Origin of the sequence: Lysobacter sp. ESA13C, assembly GCF_019970005.1 — a bacterium.
GTDB classification, from domain to species: Bacteria; Pseudomonadota; Gammaproteobacteria; order Xanthomonadales; family Xanthomonadaceae; genus Lysobacter; species Lysobacter antibioticus_B.
This window is the reverse complement of the sequence record NZ_JAHXYK010000006.1, coordinates 140,848-165,970: the sequence shown is the minus strand read 5'-3', so window position 1 is coordinate 165,970 and position 25,123 is coordinate 140,848. Positions and strand designations below refer to the sequence as shown.

General features: G+C 65.9%; 18 protein-coding genes. 10 read left to right on the top strand and 8 right to left on the bottom strand.

The genetic code is table 11. The features are described from left to right. Positions 1 to 7: 7 nt before the first annotated feature. The 5 genes from LC490_RS14200 to LC490_RS14180 all read right to left on the bottom strand — a co-directional run bounded on the left by LC490_RS14200 (position 8) and on the right by LC490_RS14180 (position 5,409). Entirely contained in the window at positions 8 to 637 is a 630-nt protein-coding gene (locus LC490_RS14200) for a pyridoxal 5'-phosphate synthase (protein ID WP_031370579.1), read from the bottom strand. Positions 638 to 942: 305 nt separating this feature from the next. Next, the gene (locus LC490_RS14195) at positions 943 to 1,281 is read right to left on the bottom strand and encodes a hypothetical protein (RefSeq protein ID WP_036147925.1); all 339 of its coding nucleotides are present in this window, start codon (positions 1,279 to 1,281) and stop codon (positions 943 to 945) included. Further along, on the bottom strand, positions 1,278 to 3,149 hold the full coding sequence (locus LC490_RS14190; protein ID WP_223620574.1) for an anthranilate synthase family protein: 1,872 nt from the start codon (positions 3,147 to 3,149) through the stop codon (positions 1,278 to 1,280). The genes LC490_RS14195 and LC490_RS14190 overlap by 4 nt, the downstream gene beginning before the upstream one ends. Continuing rightward, positions 3,146 to 3,772: an isochorismatase family protein gene (locus LC490_RS14185; RefSeq protein WP_057918506.1), complete on the bottom strand. Its 627-nt coding sequence runs from the start codon at positions 3,770 to 3,772 to the stop codon at positions 3,146 to 3,148. The genes LC490_RS14190 and LC490_RS14185 overlap by 4 nt, the downstream gene beginning before the upstream one ends. A 218-nt stretch (positions 3,773 to 3,990) precedes the next feature. After that, positions 3,991 to 5,409, bottom strand: coding sequence for a 3-deoxy-7-phosphoheptulonate synthase class II (locus LC490_RS14180; protein WP_223620573.1), 1,419 nt, complete (start codon positions 5,407 to 5,409; stop codon positions 3,991 to 3,993). Positions 5,410 to 6,034: 625 nt separating this feature from the next. On the opposite strand from LC490_RS14180, the gene LC490_RS14175 reads away from it, so the two are divergent. The 6 genes from LC490_RS14175 (at position 6,035) to LC490_RS14150 (ending at position 14,307) form a co-directional block, all read left to right on the top strand. Further along, the gene (locus tag LC490_RS14175) at positions 6,035 to 7,060 is read left to right on the top strand and encodes an acetylserotonin O-methyltransferase (RefSeq protein WP_223620572.1); all 1,026 of its coding nucleotides are present in this window, start codon (positions 6,035 to 6,037) and stop codon (positions 7,058 to 7,060) included. Positions 7,061 to 8,799: 1,739 nt separating this feature from the next. Next, on the top strand, positions 8,800 to 9,126 hold the full coding sequence (locus LC490_RS14170) for an antibiotic biosynthesis monooxygenase (RefSeq protein ID WP_223620571.1): 327 nt from the start codon (positions 8,800 to 8,802) through the stop codon (positions 9,124 to 9,126). Between the two features lie 249 nt (positions 9,127 to 9,375). Beyond that, positions 9,376 to 10,599, top strand: coding sequence for a flavin-dependent oxidoreductase (locus tag LC490_RS14165; protein WP_223620570.1), 1,224 nt, complete (start codon positions 9,376 to 9,378; stop codon positions 10,597 to 10,599). Between the two features lie 80 nt (positions 10,600 to 10,679). Beyond that, positions 10,680 to 12,305, top strand: coding sequence for an NAD(P)/FAD-dependent oxidoreductase (locus LC490_RS14160; protein WP_223620569.1), 1,626 nt, complete (start codon positions 10,680 to 10,682; stop codon positions 12,303 to 12,305). Positions 12,306 to 12,651: 346 nt separating this feature from the next. Next, complete coding sequence (locus LC490_RS14155) at positions 12,652 to 12,930, top strand: hypothetical protein (RefSeq protein ID WP_223620568.1); 279 nt, start codon at positions 12,652 to 12,654, stop codon at positions 12,928 to 12,930. A 594-nt stretch (positions 12,931 to 13,524) separates the two neighbouring features. Next, positions 13,525 to 14,307, top strand: coding sequence for a PAS domain-containing protein (locus LC490_RS14150; protein ID WP_223620567.1), 783 nt, complete (start codon positions 13,525 to 13,527; stop codon positions 14,305 to 14,307). 88 nt (positions 14,308 to 14,395) lie between these two features. Here the strand turns inward: LC490_RS14150 and LC490_RS14145 are convergent, their stop codons facing one another. After that, complete coding sequence (locus LC490_RS14145; RefSeq protein ID WP_223620566.1) at positions 14,396 to 16,258, bottom strand: XVIPCD domain-containing protein; 1,863 nt, start codon at positions 16,256 to 16,258, stop codon at positions 14,396 to 14,398. Between the two features lie 327 nt (positions 16,259 to 16,585). Here LC490_RS14145 and LC490_RS14140 point away from each other — a divergent pair, with 327 nt between their 5' ends. Genes LC490_RS14140 through LC490_RS14125 form a run of 4 tightly spaced genes read left to right on the top strand, consistent with a single transcriptional unit; the run spans position 16,586 to position 22,493 of the window. Further along, positions 16,586 to 17,905 (top strand): alpha/beta hydrolase, encoded by a 1,320-nt coding sequence (locus LC490_RS14140; RefSeq protein WP_031373227.1) that lies wholly within the window; start codon positions 16,586 to 16,588, stop codon positions 17,903 to 17,905. 16 nt (positions 17,906 to 17,921) lie between these two features. After that, complete coding sequence (locus LC490_RS14135) at positions 17,922 to 19,709, top strand: hypothetical protein (RefSeq protein WP_223620565.1); 1,788 nt, start codon at positions 17,922 to 17,924, stop codon at positions 19,707 to 19,709. Then, positions 19,706 to 21,112, top strand: coding sequence for a CHAT domain-containing protein (locus LC490_RS14130; RefSeq protein ID WP_223620564.1), 1,407 nt, complete (start codon positions 19,706 to 19,708; stop codon positions 21,110 to 21,112). Before LC490_RS14135 ends, LC490_RS14130 begins: the two co-directional genes overlap by 4 nt. Continuing rightward, entirely contained in the window at positions 21,096 to 22,493 is a 1,398-nt protein-coding gene (locus LC490_RS14125; protein ID WP_223620563.1) for a hypothetical protein, read from the top strand. The genes LC490_RS14130 and LC490_RS14125 overlap by 17 nt, the downstream gene beginning before the upstream one ends. 26 nt (positions 22,494 to 22,519) lie before the next feature. On the opposite strand, the gene LC490_RS14120 is transcribed toward LC490_RS14125, so the two are convergent. Then, the gene (locus LC490_RS14120; protein ID WP_223620562.1) at positions 22,520 to 24,040 is read right to left on the bottom strand and encodes a serine hydrolase; all 1,521 of its coding nucleotides are present in this window, start codon (positions 24,038 to 24,040) and stop codon (positions 22,520 to 22,522) included. A 163-nt stretch (positions 24,041 to 24,203) separates the two neighbouring features. Continuing rightward, positions 24,204 to 25,040, bottom strand: coding sequence for a hypothetical protein (locus tag LC490_RS14115; RefSeq protein WP_223620561.1), 837 nt, complete (start codon positions 25,038 to 25,040; stop codon positions 24,204 to 24,206). Positions 25,041 to 25,123 lie beyond the last annotated feature (83 nt).

Here is a 25,123-nt window from a genome sequence, read left to right as displayed (position 1 = left end):
CACATCCTTATGGTTGAAGCCTGCGATGAGTCCAGCCCGACGGCGCGGCGTCGTAGCGCAAACGGCTGTGCAGCCGGTCGTCGGAGGCCTGCCAGAACTCGACGATGGTCGGACGCAGGGCATAGCCGTGCCAGCCCTCCGGCCGCACCAGCGGAATCGCCGAGCGGGTCAGGCGCTGGGCCTGCAGACGCAGCGCCTTCTCGTCTTCCAGCAAGGCGCTCTGGCGCGACACGGTCGACATGGAATTGGCCTCGGGCGGCCGCTTGGTCCACAGCAGGTCCGACTCCGCGCCCGACAGCGGCCCGATCGGGCCTGACAACACGATCTGCTGCTTGGTCTCGCGCCAATACAACACGCCCGAGGCCCAGCCGTTGAAGGCGATTTCGCGGCCTTTCTGGCTTTTCGCATGGGTGGTGAACACCAGCGAATCGCCGGTGATCTCGAGCAGATGGACCATGCGGTTGGAGGCGCGGCCGTCGATGCCGGTGGTCGCCAGGGCCAAGGTGCCGGGATCGCGCACACGATTGTCGATGGCCTGGTTGAACCATTCGCGCAGCAGCGGGATCGGTAGCTCGGGTGGAACATCGAAGATGGAAATCTCCATCGCCTCGGCTTGTGTGTGGTTGAGTTGACTCATGTCGGTTCGTCCGTTGAATGGGGGCTTGCGTGTTCGCATCGGCGTCCGCATCGCTGATCGCTCTGACGATGGCCGTCGATGCCCGCGCCGAACGCCAGGCGCGGCGATTGCTCGTTTTGTTGCCGGCGCAGCTGGCGCGGCCGGCGCCGGCTCCGATACGCCCGGCGCCGGTTCCGGCGCAACCGGGCGCCGGTTCCGGCGCAGCCGGGCGCGCGTACCGGTCCGTCGCCTGCACCGACGAACCCTGCGCGCTGCCCGGCTGCGCCGGCGGCCGAACGCCCGGCCATGCGCTTTGAAGCGATGTTTCAGGCGTGCTCTTCCTCCAACGCGTCGCCAACCAGCCAGGGGCCGGCGCGGCCGTTCTCGATCAACACCTCCATGTCGAAGGTCGTGCGCATGCTCGGCGGATAGCCGATCAGCTCGGTCGCGCGGTTCGGCGGCAGCGGCTGGCTCATCGCGTCGCTCGACTCCCACACCACCACCGCGCCCCACAGGTTGTTGGCCGGGTCGGAGATCCAGAACTTGGAATGCATGCCGCGCACGTCTTCCCAGGGCGCAACGCCCTCCTCCCTCAGGTAGTCGCGCATCGACTCTATGGTCTGGCTCGATTTGTCCAGGTTCCACCAACTGATCGTCGTTTTCATGTGGTCAACACTCTCTTTACGCTCGAAGCGATGATGTCCACGCCGCGGTGGGTCAGCAGGGACTCGGCATGGAACTGGATCGAGGCGAAGCTGGCGCCGCGCAGCGCGTGCACTTCGTTCGACTCGGCGTCGCGGCTGACCTCGATCAGGCTGTGGTCGCCGCGGGCGAACTGGCTGCTGTCGCACTTGGCGACATAGGTGTTGTAGAAGCCCACCAATTCGGGGCTGCCGAAGAAATCGATCTCGCGCTGCACGCCCTGGTTCGGCGAGGCGCGCTGGATCAGCTCCAGACCCAGTTCCAGGCACAGGATCTGGTGGCTCAGACACACCGCCAGGAACGATTTCTTCTCGGCGAGCAGATGGCTCATCGCGCGGCGGATGCTGGCGATGCGCGGGTCGTCCATATTGCGCGGGTCGCCCGGGCCGGGGCCCATCACCGCCAGGTCCCAGTCGCCCTTGAACAGCGCCGGTTCGTCGAAGCGGCACATGGTGACGTCCAGGCCGATCGACTTGAGCTGTTGCGCCAGCATCGCGGTGAACGCGTCCTCGGCGTCGACCATCAACACCTTGCGCCCGCTCAACGCCGGGTCGATGCGAATGCGGTCGTCGGCATCGGACAGCCAGAAGTCGGCGATGCCGCCGTTGCGCTGCTTCAGCGCCGCCTGCACGTCCGGGTCGAGCCCGAAGCTGGACTTGCGGCCGTGGCCGAGCGCGGCCAGCAAGGCCTTGGCCTTGGCGCGGGTTTCCGCGGCTTCCGAGGCCGGGTCGGAATGGCGCACGATGGTCGCGCCGACGCCGATGCGCATGCGCCCGCCGGCATCGATGTCGGCGGTGCGGATCAGGATCGCCGAGTCCATCATCGCCTGGCCGTTCGCATCGCGGCCGATGAGCGCGGCCACGCCGCCGTAGTAACCGCGGCCTTCCGGCTCGTGACGGGCGATGATCCGGCAGGCGTTCTCGATCGGGCTGCCGGTGACGGTCGGCGCGAGCAAGGTGTGGCGCAGGATGGTGCGCGGGTCGCTGCTGGTGCGCCCTTCGATGAAATACTCGGTGTGGGCGAGCCGCGACATTTCCTTCAGATAAGGCCCGACCACCTTGCCGCCTTGCGGGCAGAAGTGGGCCATCATCTTCAGCTCCTCGTCGACCACCATGTACAGCTCGTCTTTCTCCTTGGCATCGGCGAGGAAACCCATCACCCCCGACAACGACGGCCCCGATGGCGGATAGCGGTAGGTGCCGCTGATCGGGTTCATCGTCGCCACGCCGTCGCGCAGGCTGACCTGGCGCTCCGGGCTGGCGCCGATGAAGGTGCGCTCGCCGGTGTGGACGATGAAGGTCCAGTAGGCGCCGACTTCCTCCTGCACCAGGCGGCGGAACGCAGCCAGCGCGACGCGCAGCGAATAGCCGCTGATGTCGGCGATGAAAGTCCGTTTGAGCACAAAGTTGGAGCCCTCGCCGCGGCCGATCTCGTCGGCGACGATCCGCCGCACCTTGTCGGCGTAGGCCTCGTCGTCAATGTCGAACTCGCCGCCGGCCAGCTCGATCGGGGCGGCGGCGATGGTCTTCAGGGCTTCTTCGACGGAAACGCGCTCACGCTGATGGATCGTCATGACTTGCAGACGCTGGCCATCGTCGACGGACGCGAAACCGCGCTCGCGCAATTGTCCGTAGGGAATCAGTACCAACACTTCCTCGCCGACGGTTCCCGCGTCGGCCAGCGGAATCGATTCGAGCGTATCGAACTGGCCCATCTCGCCGGCGAACACGTCCAGCATGTCCTGGACGTCCGACTGCGGACGGAACAGCAGCGCGAACGCGGCTTTGCCGGTATTACCCGCGACGATGTCGCGCAGCAATGGGGTAGTCATGCGGCCACCTGTTCCGAGGTCACCACGACGGCGCAGCAGCGCGCGGCGTACTCGAGCGCCATCAGGTGACGTTCCAGGGAGAAATCGGCGACGGCGTCGCCGACCACGAAGGTTTCGATATCGTTGGAAAAGGCTTCGACCGCGGTCATCAGCACGCCGATGTGGGCGTAGACGCCGCAGATGATCAGTTGGTCGCGGCCGGCTTCGCGCATGCGCTTGAGCAGGTCCGACTTCCAGAACGCGCTGTAGCGCCACTTGGTCAGCGACCAGTCGCCCTCGATCGGGCTGAGCTCGTCCACCACGTTGCGGTCGACCGGGTCGACTTGCATGCCGCTGCCCCAGAAGTCCTTGAGCAGTCCGCGCTCTTCGGCGGTCATGCCGCCCGGCTGCGCGGTATAGGCCACCGGAATGCCGAGCGCCTGGCAGCGCCTGCGGATCGAAGCGGCATTCTTGACCAGCACCGAGCCCAGCCCTTCGGACGGGATCGGACGCAGGAAATAACGTTGCATGTCGTGCACCAGCAGCACCGCGCGATCGGGATCGATCTTCCAGCTCGCGATGTTGGCGGGAAGCTGGGCGGAGGTCGGCATCGCATAAGGCTGGATCTTGGGAATACCGGTCATGGTTGCTTCCATCGTCTCGGGCGTAACACCCTTCGTGGCGGTTGCCGCGGCGGAGCGAGCGCTGCCGCAGCTTGGGATTCGTAGCCCGCGCGCAGCCGCCGCCGACGGCGCGCGGGCGCGGTACGCGAGGACACGGCGGTCGTTCGCGGCGTTCGGGTTGGGCAGTGCGTGCTAGCTGCTGCGAGGGGCGGTCGCGCGGACGCGACCGCCCCTCGCGCTCACAGCGAACCGCCCATCGCCTGCAAGCGCGGCGCGATCGGCCGCGCCGACGGCGTGGCGCGGCTGGCGGAGACGATCAGCATCGACAGCTCCAGGGACTGTTCGTAGTTCAGGCGTGGATCGACCGCTGTCTTGTAGGCGCGGCTGAGGTCGGCCTCGGCCAGGTCGCGCGCGCCGCCCAGGCATTCGGTCACGTCCTCGCCGGTCAGTTCCAGATGCACACCGCCCAGGCGCGTGCCTTCGGCGGCGTGGATATCGAAGGCCAGGTCCAGCTCGCCGCGGATATTGTCGAAACGGCGGGTCTTGTAGCCGTTGCCCACACTCTCGGTGTTGCCGTGCATCGGATCGGCGACCCACAGCACCCGGCGACCGGCCTGCCGCACCGCCTTGAGCAGGCCCGGCAAGGCATCGGCGATGCGGCTCTTGCCCATGCGCGTGATCAGGGTCAAACGACCCGGTTCTTCGTAGGGATTGAGCACGTCGATCAGGCGCAGCAACTCGTCGGGCTTGGTGGTCGGGCCGACTTTCACCGCGATCGGGTTGCCGATGCCGCGGAACAGCTCGACGTGGGCGCCGTCGAGCGCGGCGGTGCGCATGCCGATCCAGGGCAAATGCGTCGACAGATTGAACCAACCGCCGCGTTGCGGAACGCGCCGGGTCAAGGCGGCCTCGTAGTGCAGCAGCAAGGCTTCGTGCGAGGTGTAGAAGCCGGTATGCATGCGGCTGTCGACGAACTGCCCGCCGACGGTTTTCATGAAGCGCAGCGAGTCGGCGATTTCCTCGACTACGCGCTTGTATTCGATGGCGCGTGGCGAGTGCTCGACCCAATCGAGTTTCCAGTACTCCGGATGATGGATGTCGCCGAAGCCGCCATCGACCATGGCGCGAGTAAAATTCAGGGTCAGCGCCGAGTGGGCATAAGCCTCGAACATGCGGTTCGGATCGGGGCGGCGAGAGGCCTCGTCGAAATCGGCGCCGTTGACGATGTCGCCGCGGAAGCTCGGCAGCGACACGCCGTCGCGCGTTTCCTCGTCGCTGGATCGCGGCTTGGCATATTGGCCGGCGAAACGGCCGACCCGGATCACCGGCTGCTTCAGGCCGTGCGCCAGGACGATGCTCATCTGCAACAGCACCTTGAGGCGGTTGGCGATGATCTCGCTGGTGCAGTCGACGAAGCTCTCGGCGCAATCGCCTCCGTGCAGCAGGAAGCGGCGCCCTTCCTGCGCTTCGGCCAGCGCCCTCTTCAACTTCAGCACTTCCAGCGAGGTCACCAGCGGCGGCAATCGCGCCAGCCGGTCGGTCGCCTTGGTCAGTTCCCCATCCGCCGCGTACTGGGGTTGCTGCTGCGCCGGACGCTGTTGCCAGGTCTGCGGCGACCAATCGTCCTCGTTTCTGACTACGCTCAACGGTCGAAACATGGATTCATCTCCCCACTAGGTTTGAGTGCCGGCACGCGATCAGTTCGCGTCGATCCCTGCATGCGAGCTTCTGTATCTGGCGCTGCACGCCATGGCGCCGATTGCGACGCGCCGTATATCGAGTGCGCGCCGAATCCGTCGCCCCATCCGTGTCGATGGGAATGCCACAAACCCCGCTGCTCGAACCGCGTCTTTCCTCGCTCGAATACAGCTCGCGACTTCCAGCAGTGAAGGCAAATTATCAGATGGAAAATGAGGGTTTAACCGTAGAAAGTACGTAACCGACATCGATGCGATCGATGTAGATTTGCAGCCGCCGGGCAGACTCATCGCGCGGTATGTACGGCACTTCATCGCAGTTTCCGATTTAGTGTGAGCGTTATCGGTTTTTTATTTTGATCAACGCACCGACGTTGTCCGGACCGCGCCTTGATAGCGTCCGCAAAGTCTCATAAACGAATCCGATGTTCGCAGGGGGGCGGTCATACATCGGACTTGTTGCGGCGTTTCAATCAACGGCTGAGCGGTTCCGCGCGTCGCATCGACTATCCCATCCCGGTTGGGCGATTCGCCCTTCGCCAGTGCCATCCGCGCTTGTTTGCGCATAACCACTCCAGGAGTGCATATGACTGAGAATAACCGTGCCGGCGCCGTACCCTTGTCGTCGATCCTGCTGCAGATGATCACCGGCTATTGGGTGACTCAATCGCTCTACGTCGCCGCCAAGCTCGGCATCGCCGACCTGGTCGCCGATGCGCCGAAGTCCATCGAAGAGCTGGCGGCGAAGACCGGCGCCAAGGCACCGCTGCTCAAGCGCGTCCTGCGCACCATCGCCAGCATCGGCGTGTTCACCGAAACCCAGCCGGGCATCTTCGGCATCACTCCGCTGGCCGCGTTGCTGCGCAGCGGCACCCCGGACTCGATGCGCCCGCAGGCGATCATGCACGGCGAGGAGCAGTACCGCGCCTGGGCCGACGTGCTGCACAACGTGCAGACCGGCGAGACCGCGTTCGAAAAGGAGTTCGGCACCAGCTACTTCGGCTATCTGGCCAAGCATCCGGAGGCCGACCGCGTCTTCAACGAAGCCCAGGCCGGCTACACCAAGCAAGTCGCCCATGCCGTCGTCGATGCTTACGACTTCTCGCCGTTCAAGACCGTCATCGACATCGGCGCCGGCTACGGCCCGCTGCTGTCGGCGATCCTGCGCAGCCAGCCCGAGGCCCGCGGCATCCTGTTCGATCAACCGCACGTGGCCGAAGCCGCCGGCAAGCGCCTGTCCGAAGCCGGCGTCGGCGATCGCTGCGGCACGGTCGGCGGCGACTTCTTCGTCGAAGTGCCCGCGGACGGCGACGTCTACATCCTGTCGCTGCTGCTGCACGATTGGGACGACGAGCGCAGCATCGAGATCCTGCGCAATTGCCGGCGCGCGATGCCGGCTCACGGCAAGCTGCTGATCGTCGAACTGGTGCTGCCCGAAGGCGAAGAACCCTTCTTCGGCAAGTGGCTCGACCTGCACATGCTGGTCCTGCTCGGCGCCCAGGAACGCACCGCCGACGAGTTCAAGACGCTGTTCGCCGCGTCGGGCTTCGCCCTGGAGCGCGTCCTGCCGACCGCATCCGGCCTGAGCATCGTCGAAGCGCGTCCGATCTGATCGCATCGTCCGGCCAAGCGCCGGATTACTCGCATGCAGCCGGCCGCCGATGCGGCCGGCTGCATGTCGTTACAGTTGCTACCCAATCGCATCTTGACCGACTTAGTGCCGCATGTTTGGACCGCCGTGCGCAACGCCCTGTCTGCATAGCGATCGCGCTGCGACGGGCTTGCAAGGTTTCGTTCAAGCAAGATCCAGATCCACATCCAGATCAAACGCCAAGAGCTTCCGCCACTAAAGCGGCGGGTTACTTTCTTTTGTCATAAGCAACAAAAGTCCGTCTGGATTCCCTTCGGTCAAAGGTAACCAAAGAAAAATGCTTTTCTTTGAATCAAGGGCCCGCACGAGCGATGCCTCCGCAGGGATTTTTCATACGGGACATCCCTGTCCCGATGAAAAACGGCCCGCATCCATGCGGGCCGCCCTCCGGGTCTTCTACTGCCTTCGCGAGCGCTCGGCGACGCCAAGCCAGAGCCATAGAAAAGGGCACGGGTGCGGTGAGGCCATCCCCTGTAGGAGCGGCGTGAGCCGCGACCACGAGACGCGCTGAGGCAGAAATGCCTATGTCGCCGATCGCAGCGGCGTGCTGTCGCCGGGTAGGAACGGCGTCCGACTGGGTTTCCTTCGGTCACAAGCCGCGACCGCGAATTTGCGGTTGCCGGCGCGGGTGGTCGAAGCTGCTTGGTCGCGGCTCGCGCCGCTCCTACCCAAGAGCAGACCGGAAGCCACCAATCGTTGCCGTTGCCGTTGCCGTTGCCGAGATTTTGATCTGCTTTGCCGCTTTGCCGGTCAAGTGGATACCCGGAGGGCGCCGCACAGGACGTGCGGCGTTTTTCGATAGGACAAGGATGTCCTATCGAAAAATCCCGGCGCGCGCATCGCACTCGTGGCCTGTGCCCTTGCAAGGAAAGCCCTTTTCTTTGGTTAGCTTTGACCGAAGGGAATCCAGACGGACTTTTGGGCTTAGCAAAAGAAAGTAACCCGGCCGCGTCAGCGGACGGAAGCTTTAGACCTTAATGTTACTTCACCGCTCTGCGACAAGACAAACCGCCACGGCAAGCAGCAGGGTCGCGGCTCACGCCGCTCCTACACAGGTTACGGCGAGATGCAGCGCGAGATTGAAAAGGCGCGGTCGCGACTTGCGTCGCTCCTACCCGTAGTCAAAGGGCGTCGCGACACGAATGTTAGGCAACGCGGCCGCAGCTCGCACCGCTCCCGCCAACCGCCGATCACCGCCTCGAACGGCGGCCGTCATCGATGCGTCATGGCCGCCTCACTTCTCATTCAGCGGCTTGCAGCGACTTGTTCTGGCGTTGATTTCTGCGAGGCCGCAGATCATGACGACATACTGATTGTTTATATGACAGATAACACTTGCATCGATTACCGCACAATTTCAGCACACCCACTAACCTAACCAATACCGCTGTTTTCAAGTGATTTTCCGGCAATCGGCGAACCCCTCAGATTCGGCACATTCACCCCGATGTCGCATTTCACAGCGAATGTCATCTTCGCCCGGCCGCCAAAATCTCCGCGCCGACATTCTCTATCCGTAGAAAATACAGATGTGCCGGCGATGGGCTCTCATTACTTTATCGATCGAAGCCCGACTGCGAGTTTCACTCGCGGCAAACGGACACAGGGTCTTCGAGATGCACGGCATGGCTCCCTGGCGAGTTTGCCGTGACCCCACCGACTGGCGTAGTCCACGCCAGATTAAAGACGAGAATCACATCATGGCCAAGAACGAACAGGTAATCCGCGCCGACGACACGGTGACCTTCATCAACGTTTTCGACGTCGAGCCCGCCAAGCAGCAGGAGCTGGTCAACCTTCTCAACGAAGGCGCCGACAAGGTGATCCGCCATCGCCCCGGCTTCATCTCGGTGAGCATCCTCGCCAGCAAGGACGGCAGCCGCGTCGTCAACTACGCCCAGTGGCGCAGCGCCGAAGACATCAAGGCCACCCGCGAAGACCCCGCCGCGCAGGACTACGGCAAGCGCAGCGCCGAACTCGCGCGCGCTACCCCGCACGTCTACTCGGTGGCTTCGGTCCATCGTTGATGTGCGCCGCCCGTCGCGGCGGCCCGGCGCGCGACCCGCTGTCGTGAGCCCGGCACCGCCGCCGACGGGTTGAAGGTGATGAGGGGTCGGGACGCTCTCGCGGGCGGCCCGGCCCCTCTGCTCGGTAGGTCTGCAGTCCAGCACTCGCTCGCCCTCGCCGACACCGTTGCATGAGCCTCGGGCGTCCTCGATCGAGCGGCTGCTGGAACCGGCAGTCCGACTACACAAGGTCGAGGAGCTTCCGCCGTTATGACCACCGCTACGCAAACCGACATAGTCATCGCCGGCGCAGGGATCGGCGGCCTGACGACCGCGCTGGCCTTGCACGCGCAGGGCATCGAACGAGTCGTGGTGCTCGAGAGCGCCAACGAGATACGCCCGCTCGGCGTCGGCATCAATGTCCAACCCGCCGCCATCGCCCAGTTGTTCGCGCTCGGCCTCGGCGAGGCGATCGCCGCGACCGGCATCGCCACCCGCGAGCTGCGTTATCTCGACCACGCCGGCACCACGCTGTGGACCGAACCGCGAGGCCTGGCCGCCGGCGATCCGTATCCGCAATACGCTATCCACAGAGGCGAGCTGCAGATGCTGCTGCTCGCGGCCGTGCGCGAACGGCTCGGCGCCGACACCGTCCGCACCGGCCTGCGCCTGCAGGACTTCGAACACACCCGCACCGGCATCCGTGTCCACGCCCAGGATCGCGGCAACGGCGGCTCGACGGTTTCCTTCGAGGCCACCGCCCTGGTCGGCGCCGACGGTCTGCACTCGGCCGTGCGCGCCCGTCTGCATCCCGACCGCTGCGAGTTGCTGCCCGCCAGGATCCAGATGTGGCGCGGCCTGACCGAAGTCGACGAATTTCTCGACGGCCGCAGCATGATCGTCGCCAACGACGACCGCTCCACCCGCCTGATCGCCTACCCCTGCTCGGCGCGCCATGCCCAGCACGGCCGGGCGCTGATCAACTGGGTCTGCATGGTGCCCGACGTCGCCCAGGACCTCACCCGCGAGGCGAGCTGGGACTGCTCGGGCCAGCTCAAGGACGTATTGCCCTACTTCGCCGACTGGAAGTTCGGTTGGCTCGATGTGCCCGATCTGCTTTCGCGCAGCACCCAGATCCTCGAGTACCCGATGGTCGATCGCGACCCGCTGCCGCGCTGGGGCATCGGCCGGGCGACCCTGCTCGGCGACGCCGCCCATCTGATGTACCCGGTCGGCGCGAACGGCGCTTCGCAGGCCATCCTCGATGCGGTCAGCCTGGCCAACGAACTCGGCGACAACAGCGACACGGTCGAGGCGTTGCAGCGCTACGAAGCGGTCCGGCGCCCGCCGACCACCGCGATCGTCCAGGCCAATCGCGACCGCGATACCGCCGAACGCGCCATCGCCACCCGCCCCGACCCGGAAAAAACCGCCGCGCTTGCCGCGATTACGAGCTCTTACCGCAGCATCGTCGATCGCTCGCACGTGCGGTGAAAACGTGGTTTCCCGAAACTACTCCAACGCCAGGCCTTCCGAGTGATCGGGGACGCTGAGGAGCACCAAGGAGTCAATCCGTGATCGACAATGACAAGACCCACTTCGATGCGATCGTAATCGGCACCGGCTTCGCAGGCATTTACATGCTGCATAAGCTGCGCAACGAGCTAGGCCTCAAGGTCCGCGCCTTCGACAAGGCGAGCGGCGTCGGCGGCACCTGGTACTGGAACAAGTACCCGGGCGCGCGCGCCGACACCGAAAGCTTCGTCTACCGTTATTCCTTCGACAAGGAAACCTCGGAAGGCTGGGACTGGCGCAACCGCTATGTCGACCAGCCCGAAATGCTCGGCTACCTGCAGGCGGTGGTCGATCGCCATGGCCTGGCCAAGGACATCCAGTTGAAGACCGGCATCGACAGCGCCGTGTTCGACGAGATCCACCATATATGGACCCTGACCACCAGCACCGGCGAACTGTTCACGGCCCGTTACCTGGTCAACGCGGTCGGCGTGCTGTCCAAGATCGTGATCCCGCAGATCCCCGGGCGCGACAAGTTCCAGGGCCAGATTGTGCACACCGGCGCGTGGCCGGCGGATCTGTCGCTGGAGGGCAAGCGCGTCGGCGTGATCGGCACCGGCTCGACCGGCGTGCAGTTCATCTGCGCCGCCTCCAAGCTCGCCCGGCACCTGACCGTGTTCCAGCGTTCGGCGCAGTTCTGCGTGCCCGCCGGCAGCCGCCAGGTCAGCGAGGCCTATGTCGCCGAGTACAAGAACAACTTCGAGCAGATCTGGGACGGCATCCGCAACTCGCGCATCGCCTGCGGCTTCGAGGAAAGCGGCGTCTCGGCCATGAGCGTGTCGGAAGAAGAACGCCAGAAGGTGTTCGAGCATCATTGGGAGATCGGCAACGGCTTCCGCTTCATGTTCGGCACCTTCTCCGACATCGCCGTCGACCCGGCCGCCAACCAGGCCGCCTCGGACTTCATCCGCGCCAAGATCCGCCAGATCGTCAAGGACCCGGAGACCGCCCGCAAGCTGTGTCCGACCGACCTCTACGCCAAGCGCCCGGTCTGCACCAACGACTATTACGAGACCTACAACCTGCCGAACGTGAGCCTGGTCAGCCTGCCGGAGAACCCGATCAAGGAACTCACCGCGAACGGAGTGCTGACCGAGGACGGCGTCGAGCACAAACTGGACCTGCTGGTGTTCGCGACCGGCTTCGAGACGGTCGAAGGCAGCTACAACCAGATGGAGATCCGCGGCCGCGGCGGCGAAACCCTGCAGCACCATTGGAGGGACGCGCCGAGCAGCTACCTGGGCGTCGCCACCGCCGGCTTCCCGAACATGTTCATGGTGCTCGGCCCGAACAGCGCCTTCAGCAACCTGCCGCCTAGCATCGAAAGCCAGGTCGAGTGGATCGGCGAGCTGATCGGTTGGGCCGAAGGCGAGTCCACGCCGGTCATCGAGACCACCCGCGAGGCCGAGGAGGCCTGGACCGCGACCTGCAAGGAGATCGCCGCCTACACGTTGTTCCCGAAGGTCAAGTCGTGGATCTTCGGCGAGAACATCGACGGTCGGAGCAGCCGCGTGCTGTTCTACTTCGGCGGCCTCGCCGGCTATCGCGCCAAGCTGCGCGAAGTGGCCGACGCCGACTACGAGGGCTTCATCCTGCACAGCGATCCCTCGTCGATGGTCGCCTGACGCGGCTGCGAATGCCGCGCGGCATTCGCGTAGCCATCGTTCGATCCAAGGCCGGCCCCATCGTTCGCGATGGGGCCGGCTTCGTTATGAAGAGTTATTCTTTTCCCATTTACTTTTTACCAAGTTATTCCTTATGCGCTGATGCCGCACAAGCATCAGCTGCGGCGACCTGATGCGCCTCGTAGCGACTCGCGCATAGGCACGACAGCACGCGCGACACGCGGCCCCACACGCGCGACGCGGTCGCCCGCCTGCGCGCAGAACGGCTTGTCGCCGCCGATGCCACCGATGTCATGCGCGAACGAGCGCAATCGCGAACCCCAACGCGATGACGATGGCGAAGCGGATGAATATGCTGAATCGATTGGCGTCGTCGGCAACCGGCTTTCAAACTCCCCACAAAACTATCGATGCAGACGATGAAATTCGTTCGTCGAAACCGATCGAGTTCACGCTCTTCGACTTTGTGTCATTTGTCACTAGCCAAGCGAATCCGATTGCTGTCGAGATTTCTAGACGCGACGCAATTTCCCTTGTTTCAAGGGATATTTATCGTCTTCACACGATCGTTCATTCGATTCTGAAAGCGTCATTGCGATCACAGACCGGTAACGAAATAGATTGATACTCGGCTTGCGCTGCACGATTCCCAATGCTTATCACACAATAAATCCATGCATCACGTTTAAATAGGTCGGCACGATTCCGAAGCAGCCACACCCTCGGAAGGTGCGCAATAGTCAGCCTGAAGTCCGGCTCAAGACGTGCAAGCCTGTCGCGCGATGTTCGATTGAACCAAGACTCGCGGACACGGTCGGATCCTTGCAGCGGCTCGCAAGGAACGGTCCCCGGCAGATTGCACGAACCAGCGGGAACTCAACCTGGATCACGCCGGTCCCGCATTGCGGGCAGGCCGCGCCCATCACTCGACCCATAAAAACCAGTGGGCGCGCGGATGGTGATCGGCAGGGAGCGTAGCGGCTGGCGGTACCGACGCGTCGACGGCAGGACGGACCACAGGACATACGCCGAAGTCGCCCAGCAGTGACCTGCCTCGGCCCCGCTGCGTTACGGCGGACCGAGGCTGCGAACGGCCCAATCCAGGCAACAAGGGTCTCCCTTGCTGCGTGGATCCCTGCGAACCGCGTTATCGAGGAAGTCCAACCTACTCGTTCCGGAAAGATTCGGAATTGCTGCCCTTCAACAAGGATGTCTCCCCATGGCAATCGCAATCAGTTCGGCGCTTTCTTCCATGATCGAGCAAATGCCCGGACCTTGCGCCTGCAAGGACCAGGATTCGAAATTCCTCTACGCCAACACCGAGTTCAAGGCGCTGGTCGGCCTGGAGCCCGACGAGGACGTGGACGGGCTTTCGGATTTCGACCTGCCCTGCGAAGTCGCTTCGCACGGCAAAACCTTTCGCGAACAGGACAAGTACGTGATGGAGCGGCAGATCTCCATCACCACCTTGAACGTGCATCGCTTCAAGTGCGCGAAATGGAGGGCGTTCCTGATCGTCAAGAAGCCGTTCTTCGACCAGGAGACCAACATCCGCGGTGTGCTGTTCCACGGCACCGACATCACCGCGATCAACGCCGGCGCGCTCGGCTCCTATTTCGGCAACCTCGGGCCGCACCAGGCCTCGATCAGCAACCTGCCGCAATCGGGACAGGCCCATGCCGATTCGGACGCCGACATCGACATGACCCGCCGCGAGTACGAGGTGTTGTTCTTCCTGCTGCGCGGCGGCACCTCCAAGCGCATCGCCGAGCTGCTGTCGATCTCTTCGCGCACGGTCGAGCAATACATCGACGTGCTGAAGGACAAGTTCGAGGTGCTGACCAAGCCCGACCTGATCGAGAAGGCCATCTGCAAGGGCTATCTGTACGTCGTCCCGGACACTTTGTTCATGAAGTGCTCGTCGAAGATCATCTTCCAGGGCACCCCGCCGCTGTCGCTGATGCAGCCCTCGAACGCCCCGTCCTACCTGCCCGCCAACTGAAATGCGCGGGTCGCCGGCGCCTCCGGGCGGCGGCGACCCGCCACGCTGCGGCCGGGTCAGTGCGGCTGCACGCCTGCCGGCACCGCGCCTACTTGGTCATGCCGGAGTTCTGCATCGGGCCGTGGCTCGACAGCGAGGCCACCGCGGTCGGCTTGCTCAAGGCTTCGCTGCTTTGTTCGATGGATTGCGCGATCGCCTGCTGGGTCGGCACTTCCGCCCAGCGCTGGAACGGCGAATGCGGCGAACCGGACACGGCGAACAACTTCGCGCCGTTGTCGCTGCGGGCGATGTAGTCGATACCCGGCAGCTGATTGTCGCGAGCGGCGCACATCAGGGCCCCGGCGGCATTGTGTTGCTGCTGCGACGACAGCCCCCCACCCGATTTCGCGACCAGGTCCCCGAGCTTCGCCACCGTGTCGCGAAACACCGCGTTGTGCGGGCTCGCCGACTCGTTGATCAGAGGCGCCTTCGCGACCGGCAGCGACGGCGTGGCGAACGCCGAGAACGGCGCGCTCGGCGAACCGAACGGCGAGGCGCCGAAGCCCGTGCTGCCAAAACCCGTGCCGCCGAAACCCTGGCTGGCCAGAGCGGGACTGCCCAATGCCGACGGCGATGGAGCCGACGTGCCGTGCGCACTCGGGTTCGAGCCGCCCAAGCCCGAGGCTTGTGAGGGAGCGAACGCGGAACCGCCGCTGTTCTTGGCCGGCACGCTCGCCGCCGGCGAATCCGACTGGTCCATCGGCGAGGCGCTCGAACTCTGCGAACCGCCGCCGAAACCCTTGGGCGCGGCGCTGGCCTGCGGCATCGATACGCTCGCGCCGTCGCCCTTGCGGCGTATGCCCGGCTGATGCACCGGGCCTTCTTCGCGCGTGTCCATCGCCGAACTCGGCGAGGCCTTCGGCGTGGTGTCGAAATGCGCGCTGATCAGCGAACTCACCCCACTGACGCCGGTGTTCTTGCCGACCATGAAACCGTCGAACTCGCCCGGGACTTCCGGCGCTTCGTCGTCGCGGTATTCGCCGGAGACGTTGAGTTCCCATTCGTGCGAGCTGTTGGCGCCGCGGCCCACCAGGCGCAGGTTCGAGGTGTCGTTGTAAGCGTCGAGCGCATTGGCCTTGGTCAGGCCGCCGGGCCCGGCGTGCTTGACCATCTCCTGGGCGACGATCTCGAACGGAATCCGGTGGTCGATATCGAGGGCGTCGCGGGTGACCAGCTGTTGGGTGGCGGCGCAGCGGAACAAGGGCACGTTCTGCTTGGAGCCGTCGATCGGGCTGGTCGCCACCACCGTGCCCACGTAGCTCTCCTTGAGCTGCTGCTCGAACCACTTGCCGCGCACGCCGGCATCGAAGGCCAGGCCTTTGCGCCCGTCCTCGGGCGACCAAGCCTGGCCCAGGGTGGCGCCGGTACGCCGGGCGATGTCGCGCTCGGGATCGAATTTCGGCGGCTCGGCGGAAGGGTCGAAGCCGCAGCGTTCTTTGGTCCAGGCCTTCCATTGGCTGGAGTCGGGGCCATGCAACAGTATCCGGTCGGCGCTGTCGCGCGCCCGGTTGTATACGGAAGGCAACAGGCGCAAGTTGCCGACGTCGTTGTAAGCGCGATGAGCGTCGGCGTAGTTATTGACGCCCAGGCCGGTCAGGTGCGCCTTCCACGGCTTGACGTGGTCGACGTCGAGAGCGTCGGCGGAATGCCAGGTCTTGGTGCCCGCGCTGTAGAACAGCAGCAGGTTTTCGCGCCCCAGCGAAACGTGCTCTCCGGGCATGTGCTTCTGCGCCCAGTCGTTGCGCATGTAGTGCACGGTCGAGTCGTAGAACGCCATGCCGTCGCGCGCGCTCGCGGCGGTCCAGCGCTTGTTCTGCAGGCCGTCTCCGTGCACGGGCGGTTTGTACTCGTCCCATTCGGCCAGGACGACCTGGCGACCGCTACGCAGACTGACCTTCACTTCGCCGCCCATCCCGCTTCTCCCCGCCAACGGCGTTCGACTCGTAGCACCGCAGGGCCGGAACGGCGCTCCCCCTGCGGCATCCTCGGTCGGCACCCTGACCGAGTGGTCAAACGCATTCCCTGCACGGTGCAGGCCATGGCCGATGCCCGCGACACCGACACGCCGCCCCGACACGAATGAATGCGCCCGTCCCACATTGATCGCACCGGCACCGACGGCCGGCACGCTGCCCCGCCCGCAATGGCCGCCCCGCAAGGCTTTCGCCGTTTCTTTGATCAGGCTAGGGAGTCAGCCCGGCGCCGTCGGCGCCGCTCCCTTCGAGAAGGGGGACTCGGAATGCCATCGCTGATACCGGTTGGACCGTACAAGCAATTCACCACCGCCGAAGGCACGGTGTTTCCTTACTACATCGTGCCGTTCGACAAGAACGGCACCTGCGAAGGGCCGTTGACGCGCCAGCATGTGCTCGACCATCTGGATGGGCACAGCGACATCTTTTTGTTCTCGCACGGTTGGAACAACGACTGGGAAGCCGCGAGCGAGCGCTATGCGAGCTTCGTCAACGGCTATATCGAGCAGCGCCGGCAACTCGGCCTGCCCGCGCCGGCCGGCTACCGGCCGCTGTTGATCGGCATCTTCTGGCCCAGCCAGGCCTTGACGTGGTTCGACAGCGAAACCGGTCCCGGCTTCGCCGGCGCCAGCGACGATGTCGAAAGCGGCCGCCAACAGATGGCCGACATCGCCGCGATGCTGGCGCCCGAACAACGCGAACGCTTCCACGCGCTCAGCCAGACCCCGGCCTTGTCCGAAGCCGAATCGCGCGAACTCGCCGACCTGCTGGCCAGCGTGCTGTCGCCCGACGACGAGGGCCACGACGACGCCCCCGCCTCCGCCGACGACCTGCTCGCCGCGGCCGCCTCCTTGACCGAGGCGCCGCCGGATTTCGACGACGTCGGCGCCGTGGCGACGCCGGGCGCCGGCGGCCCGGCCGCCGCCGGCGGCATCGGCGATGCGCTGAAGAAACTCGACCCGCGCAACCTGATCAAGCCGTTCACGGTCTGGCAAATGAAAGACCGCTCCGGCAAGGTCGGCAGTCGCGGCGTATCGCAACTGCTGGCCGAGTTGCTGCGCCGTTCGCAGGCGCGTATCCATCTGCTCGGGCATTCCTTCGGTTGCAAGGTGGTGATGTCGGCCACCGCGTCGCTGCCGGACGGCCTGCGCAAAGTGCATTCGGCTCTGCTGTTGCAGCCGGCGATGTCGCAGTACGCCTTCGCCGCGCAGGTGCCGGAAACCGGCCGGACCGGCGGCTACCACCGCAACCTGCAGCGCATCGAACGGCCGGTGGTCGCGACCTTCAGCGGACGCGACATCGCCCTGAGCAAGACCTTCCATCTGGCCTTGCGCCGCGATCACGATCTCGGCGAGCAACCGCTCGCCGCCGGCGACTCGCCGAGCAAGTACGCGGCCCTGGGCGGTTACGGCCCGCAGGACTCGGGGCAGACCCTGGTCGACATCAAGGACCCGGCGAGCGCCTACGATTTCGGCCCCGGCGGGCGCATCGTCGGCGTGCGGGGCACGCGCACCATCAGCGGCCACGGCGACATCAGCAACGCTTCGACCTGGTGGCTGGCGCACAGCCTCGCCTCCAGCCGTTGAGCGCCGGCACCGCGCCATGGCCGAACTGCTGAAGCGCGAGAACGACATCGTCACCCTGAAAATGGAGCTGACGAGGCCGCAACACGCACGCGCCACCCTGCAGTTCCAGGCCGGCGGCAGGCTACAGAGCCTGCCGCTGTGGGAGGGCGGCCTCGACGAATGGGGGCTGGCGCCGTCGATCGCATCGGATCTGCGCACGCGGCCGGACGAGTCGCAGTTCCATATAGCGCCACGCCTGCTGCCGAGCCTGCACTCGGCCTGGCTGCAGCACGCAGCACCGCAACGCCCGCTGTGGATTCACCTGGCCAAACCCTACGGCGCGCTGCGCTACCTGCCGTGGGAACGCCTACTGGTCGACGCCCTGCAGACGCCGGTGTTGATGCTGCCGGATTTCATTTTCCCGCCGCCGCGCGAAAGCGCGACCATGCTGGACATCGCCGTCTGCGCCAGCGCGCCGCTCAACTGCGAGCACGCCCATATCCGCGACGGCCTGGTCGATGCGATCCAGGCGATCGTGTCCGGCATCGACCGGCCGGTGCGCCTGCACGTGTTCGCCGACGCCGAAATGGGCGAACCGGTGCGGCATCTGTCGCCGGGCTCGGCCGAGCTGATCCTGCACCCGCCCGCCGATGCCGAGCGCTACGTCGTCGAGGACCCGTCCTCGCGCCTGCTCGACAGCAGCGGCACCCTGCGCTCGCCCTGGCTGCTGTGGATGCGCCAGGCGCTCAAGCCCTACAGCACCGATGCGGTGCACTTCGTCTGTCACGGCCATCTGTCCGGTGCGTCCGGGGCGATGTTGCTGGCGCAGTCGCCGCTGGGCCGCACCGAGAATTATCTGGCCGGCCCGGTCGGCGCCTGCGAACTCACCAGCTTCCTGACCCAGGTCGGCGCCTGGGCGACGGCGTTCTCGGCCTCGCGCGACAACCACAACCCGGTCGGCCTGCGCGCCCTGGCCGACGAAATAGCGCAATCGCTGCCGGGGCCGATGCTGTTGTTCAATGCGGCCTACGATGCGCCGACGGCATTGGCGCAGAGCTATCGCTTCATCCACGCGCAGTCGGCGCAACCGCCGCCGCGCTCGCGCGCCGTTTATCTGTATTGCCAGCCCTATCTGGTCTCGCCCACGCGCGGCGCCTCCGACGACGGCGAGTTGTCCGAGCAGGTACGCAGCCATATCGAGCTGTACTCGCGCAACGACAGCCAGCGCGATTCGGCCTTGAAGTCGCTGCCACTGTCGGCCGCCGCATCCGCGACGCGCAGCCCTTCCTTCGTCCAGGCCGCCAGCAAAAGCATCTCCGCGGTCACCGCCGCGACCGAGCGCCTGGCCGAACAAGTGCAAGTGCAATACCAGCAGGCGATGCGCGACGAAGTCCTTCCCGAAGCCATCGTCCAGCGCGACCTGGACACGGCCATGGACACGATCGATCTGCTGCGGCAGGCGGTGGGCGACATCGAGCGGCGCCGCATCCACGGCGAGATCGAGCAGCGCCTGGTCGAGATCGAACAGGATGCGCCGCCCACGGTCGAGGCCTTGGTCGAAGCGCCGATCGAAGGGCCGGCTGACGCCGGTATCGAAGACCGTTTCGCTATCGGCTTCGGTGTAACCGACTCCGCGGAGCAGGCACTGTTGCAGGCCCAGATCGAACGCATGGACCAGATCGTGGACTACCGACTGCAGGTCGAACAACTGCCCGGCGAAGCGACCGAATCGCCATTGGATCGACGCATCCGCAAGGCCCAGTTGGATATCGAGCAGCGCAAGCTGCAGTTGTCGGACTCCGACGAACTCGAGGACGCGCCATGAACGAGCGCACCATCCTCTCGGTCGATATCCTCGACGACGACCTGATCGCCAGCGTGGTACGCGCGCCGTTCCCGGTTCACGGCGGCCGCGCCCTGGGCCGGGTGAAACTGCGCGCCGACCAGTTGCCGGGGCTGGACACGCAGACCGCGGTGCTTGCCCGCGGGCGCATGGTGCGCGACGCCCTGCGTCAGCACCAGGGCATCTCCGGCGTGCTCGACAGCCTCAGCCAGACCTTGCCGACCCAGGTCCGGCCCCTGTTCGTCATGCTCAATCCGTCCGAGGCCGAGCTGATCAACTGGGAGATGCTGTGCGACAGCAACGAGCAGTTCGTGGCCCTCGACCCGCGCTGGCCGATCGCCCGCATCATCGATCCGATCAATGCACCCAGCCGCCTGCCCGGCGAACTGACCACGCCGGTGCGGCTGATGGCGGTGATCTCCGCGCTCGGCATCGCCGATCAGCGCAAGGAGTGGGAGCTGCTGCGCGATGCGGTGCTGGCGGCGCGCCAGGACGGCCTGCCGGTGCTGCTGAAGCTGTTGGTCGGCGACTCCGCCCTGCACACGCGCATCCGCGATGAAATACAGCAGGACCCGGCCGGCCTGGCCGACATCGAAGTGGCGGCGATCGACGAGACCGCGGCGCGGCTGACCCAGCGCATCCGCCAGTGGTCGCCGAACATCCTGCATTTCTTCTGCCACGGCCACGCCGGCAGCGCCGGGCAATGGCTGGAACTGGCCACCGCCAACGATCACGTGCAATTCGCCGCGCACGACCCCGACACCCTCGCCGGCTCGATCAACCTGCCATCGCAGGACCTGGTGACTCTCGGCGCGTCGCTCGGCAATCCCTGGCTGATGGTGCTGAACTGCTGCTCCAGCGGACAAGGCGGCAACGGCCTGCAGTCGATGGCGAACCAGGTCGTGTCGGCCGGCTTTCCGGCGGTGGTCGCGATGATGGAACCGGTCGAGGCCAACGACGCCTACGAGTTCACCCGCGCCTTCTATCCCGAGGCCCTGGCCGCGCTGCTGCGCGCGCGCGAGGAACTCAAGCAACGCGCCAGCACCACCCTGGAATGGACGCCGATCATGTTCCACGCGCGCAGCGCCATCTCCCAGCTCGGCAACCGCGACGCCCAGGCTTCGCCCGAGTGGTCCCTGCCGGTGCTGTACGTGCGCGGCGTCGAGGCCCAGGTATTCGTTCGTCCGCTCGGCATCGAGCAGGCCAAGTCCGACGAGTTCCGCATCCGCGCCGAAACCACGGCCTGGTGGCTGCGCACCGCAGGCCAACAGTTCAGCGAAGCCGAACGCATCGAAGCGCTGGAACGCACCCTCGCCGAAAAAGGCGTGCCCCGGGCGCTGTGGCCCTCCGCCGACGGGAACTTCGACCATGTCGGCGGACAATGAGCTGGCATTGCTGCTGAGCAATGCCTGGTGCGGCGATGCCGTCGCCAGCGGCGCCTGCTCCGAACACGCCACGGCCTGGGCCTTGCGCGGCGCCATGTCGTCGCCGCGCCAACTCAGCGGTGCGGCGCCGGCGCTCGACCTGACGCAGTGGCAGGACCCGCGCGTCGGCTGGGGCGTGGTGCTGCCCGATCGCGACGGCCTCGGCGATGCCGACAAGGCCGCCGCCACCGACGCACCGGCGGCGATCCGCAGGCTGATCGCCGCGCGCGGCAACGCACCGGTGTTCCGCTATCGCCCCGAGATCGCCAAGGACGGCCGACTGCAGCGTTATTACCCGCATCGCGGGCCGGCCAGCCTGCGCCTGTCCGGCACCCGCGGCACGGTCGGCGACGCCGCGGTGCCGCGCTATCTGTTGATCGTCGGCTCGCCCGAGCAGATTCCCTGGCGTTTCCAGTACCGCTTGCAGACCGATGCCTTCGTTGGCCGTCTCGACCTCGACGAGGCCGGCCTGGAGCGCTACGTCGATGCGCTGCTCGACGACTGGCCGGGGCAACAGCGCGATGTCGATGCGCCATTGTTGTGGGCGGTGGATCACGGCCACCCCGACATCACCTTCCTGATGCGCAAGACCATCGCCGAGACCCTGTTCAAGGCCTTCGATGCCGACGGTTTCCACCCGCTGCTGCTGACCGGCGCGCAAGGACGCCTGGAGGATTTCTACGCCGGCCTGAAGCAACGCCAGCCGGCCTTCGTGCTGAGCTCCAGCCACGGCGCCACGTTTCCCTTGCACGACCTCATACAGCTCAAGGCGCAGTTGGGGGCGATGCTCGACGTCGACCACGCCTTGCTCGATATCAGCGCCTTGCTGCGGGCTTGGAACCCGGCCGGCGCGATCTGGTACGCGCATGCCTGCTGCTCGGCCGGCGCCGACCGCCCGTCGACCTTCCAGGGCCTGGTCGACGAGCAATCCAGCCTCGGCCGCATGCTTGCCGCGGTGGCCGGGATCGGCCCGTGCACCGCGCCGTTACCGCGCGCCCTGCTCGGCAGCGAACGCCCGTTGGCGGCCTTCATCGGCCATGTCGAACCGACCTTCGACTGGACCTTGCGCGACCCCGACACCGGCCAGCGCATGACCGATGCGCTGATCGTCGACACCTTGTACACCGCCCTGCATTCGGCGCAGCGTCCGCCGGTCGGCCTGGCCATGGACGGCTATTACGACGCCGTCGCCGGCCTGCTGCTCGATCACCTCGATGCCATCGAGGCCTTCAACAACCACGAACACGATGCCGAAACGCGGGCGCGCAAGGCCAAGTTGCTGGCGATGGATCGCCTAGCGATGGTGGTGCTGGGCGACCCGACGGTGCGCTTGCCGAGCTGAGGCGCGAGCGTTGCTGGCGAAAGGGCTTACTTGGCGCCGGCGGCGGCCGGCGCCTGGGCCGGATCGAGCTTGCGCAGATGCTCGACCGCGTTCGAGTTGGCCGGGTTGAGTTCCAGCGAGCGCCGATAGTGGCTGGTCGCATTGGCGACGTCGCCGAGCAGTTCGTAGCATTCGGCGAGGCTGTCGAAGGCATTCCAGCTTTGCGGCCAGCGCTCGGTGTTGTAGCGGAACATCCCGAGTGCCAACTGCGGCTTGTCTTCGCCCAGCAAGCGGTAGCCCCATTGGTTCGCGTGCTCTTCGGTCAGACGCAACTCGGGAAACGCTTTTCCGACCTCGGCAACGGTCCGGCCGACATCGCGGTACGCGCTGGCCTGCAGGGCGCTCTCGAGCTTCGCGAGCACCGGCGGACGGCCCCACACGGCTTCGGCCGCCTGGCTGGCCAGGTCCTGCAACTGACCCTGGGCTTCGCCCGGGCGGTTCGCGAGCAGGACGATGCCGTAGCCGCGCTGCGGATACAGCTCGATGTAGCTGGAAAAACCGTAAGTGCCGCCGGACGCGCGCAACCAGGTCTGGTCGTCGACAGTCTTGCTGACGGTCCAGTTGTAGCCGACCGCCAGATTGTCCGGATCGCCCCAGGCCGGCTTCTGGCTCAAGCGTACCGAGGCATCGCTGGCGGCGAGTTCGGCGACCAGGAACCGCGCCATGTCCGCGGCGCTGTAGCGCAATCCGCCTGCGGCCAGGACCGAGCGCGCATCCAGGGCCGGCATCGCGACGTGAGTCTTGCTGTAGCCGGTGGCGACGAGAGACGAACGCGTATCGCCGGTGCCGGCGCCCATGCCGAACGGCCGCTCGACATAACGCGTCAACAAGCTTTCGTAAGGCGCGTCGTAAACTTTTTCGAGGATGTCGCCGAGCAGGTTGGCGGCCAGATTGGAGTGCCGCGGCGAGGTGCCGGGGCGATCGAGCAGACGGGCCGAACCGAGTTCGGCGAACACCTGCGCATCGGTGACGCGTCTCAAGGCGTCGACCGCCAGGAACGGCGCCTTGTCCGGCCCGCCCTCTTCGATCTGCGGCGGAAGCACCGGCAGATTGTCCGGCAAGGCCGAGGTGGTATTGACCAGATGGATCAGGCGCACCGGCGCGCCTGCAAATTCCAGTTGCGGGTATTCGCCCGGCAGGTAACGCCGGATATCGTCCTGCGGATCGACCTTGCCCTCGCCGACCGCATTGGCCAGGATCAATGCGGTGAGAATCTTGCTGATCGACCCGATCTCGTAGACCGTGTCCTGGGTCGGGGCCCGCGGCGTATCGCGCGATACGCTGCCGAAGTTGTAGAAGCGGGCCTTGCCGTCGCGGACCACCGCGATGGAAAGCGCGTCGCTATTGCCGGCCTTGACGAAGTCGGCGCCCAAACGCTCGAAGATCGGGTCGTCTTTCGCGGCGGCTTCCGCGACGACGCCCGGCTTGGCGCGGTGTTCGGCCGCGATGGCCGGAGCCGACAGCGCATTCAAACCCGCTACGGCCAGAACTACGGCAAGACGTCTCATGGGCGCTCGGTCGAATGCGAAGGCCGCAGCCTATAGGCGCCCGCAGAGGCTTACAAGGGGAAGGCGTCGCGGCGATCGCGGCGATCGCGGCGGCGGCGAGCGTGGCGCAAGTCGCGATCGAGTCGCGATCGACATCGCCGTGCAGGGCGAGCGATGGCGCGAATCAATCCTTGGCAGCGGGCTTGGCGGCGCGGCGCGCATCGCCGAGCGTCGCATAGGGCTTGCCGTCGCTGGACGTCCACCCGCTCAGCGACAACGAATCCGGCAAGGCCTGGGTCGGCGTGTGCAGGCCGATGACCGCGGTGAAGCCCGAGCCGACCGGCGCCAACTCGGCCAGGCGCGCGGCGCGATCCTCGGCGGTGCTGAAAACGAAGGGCTGCTCGCAGCGCCCGGCCTTGGCGTCGGCATCGCTGCACTCGCCGGCCTGCGGCGCAGGCTCCTCGGGCGCTTCGCCGCCGACGGTGGCGGTCTTGGCCAGGTCGATGCGATAACGCCCCTCGCCCTGCGCTTTGACCTGGACCCGGTACTTTTCCACGCCGTAGGCCCAGCTGTTTTCTCCGACGGCGTCGACGTCGTGCCCGGGCAAGGGCAACTCGAAGTTTTCGCCGAGCAGCAGGCCGAGCCACATCACCGGGGTACTGGCGAGCAAGGGGCCGAGTTCGGCGGCGCTGCCGGTCTGCTGCGGCTTGAGGTTCGTCTTCGTGAAATGTCGGCCGTCGCTCAGCACGATCGACTCGACGGTATTCTCGCCGAGTTGCACCGTGGCCTGGCTTTCGTTACCGCGATAGCGCTGCCAACGGCCGCGATAAGGCTGGTCCGGCGGCGCGTGCGAGCTCATCTCGACCGAGGCGATGCAGCGGCTCAACTGCAACAACTTCCGGCACTCGGCCTGCGCCGTCGCTGGCGTGGCCTCGCTCGCCACGACGGCCTCGGCGGCGTCGCCGCGCAACGGCGCCAGTGCAAGCAGCCCTGCCAGGACGGTGATACGAATCGGGTTCATGCGGTCGGTCCTTGATCTGTGCAGGCTCCGTTCCGATCCGGCGCCTGCGTGCAGACGCTGCCAGAGCGAATCGGCGAAAGGAG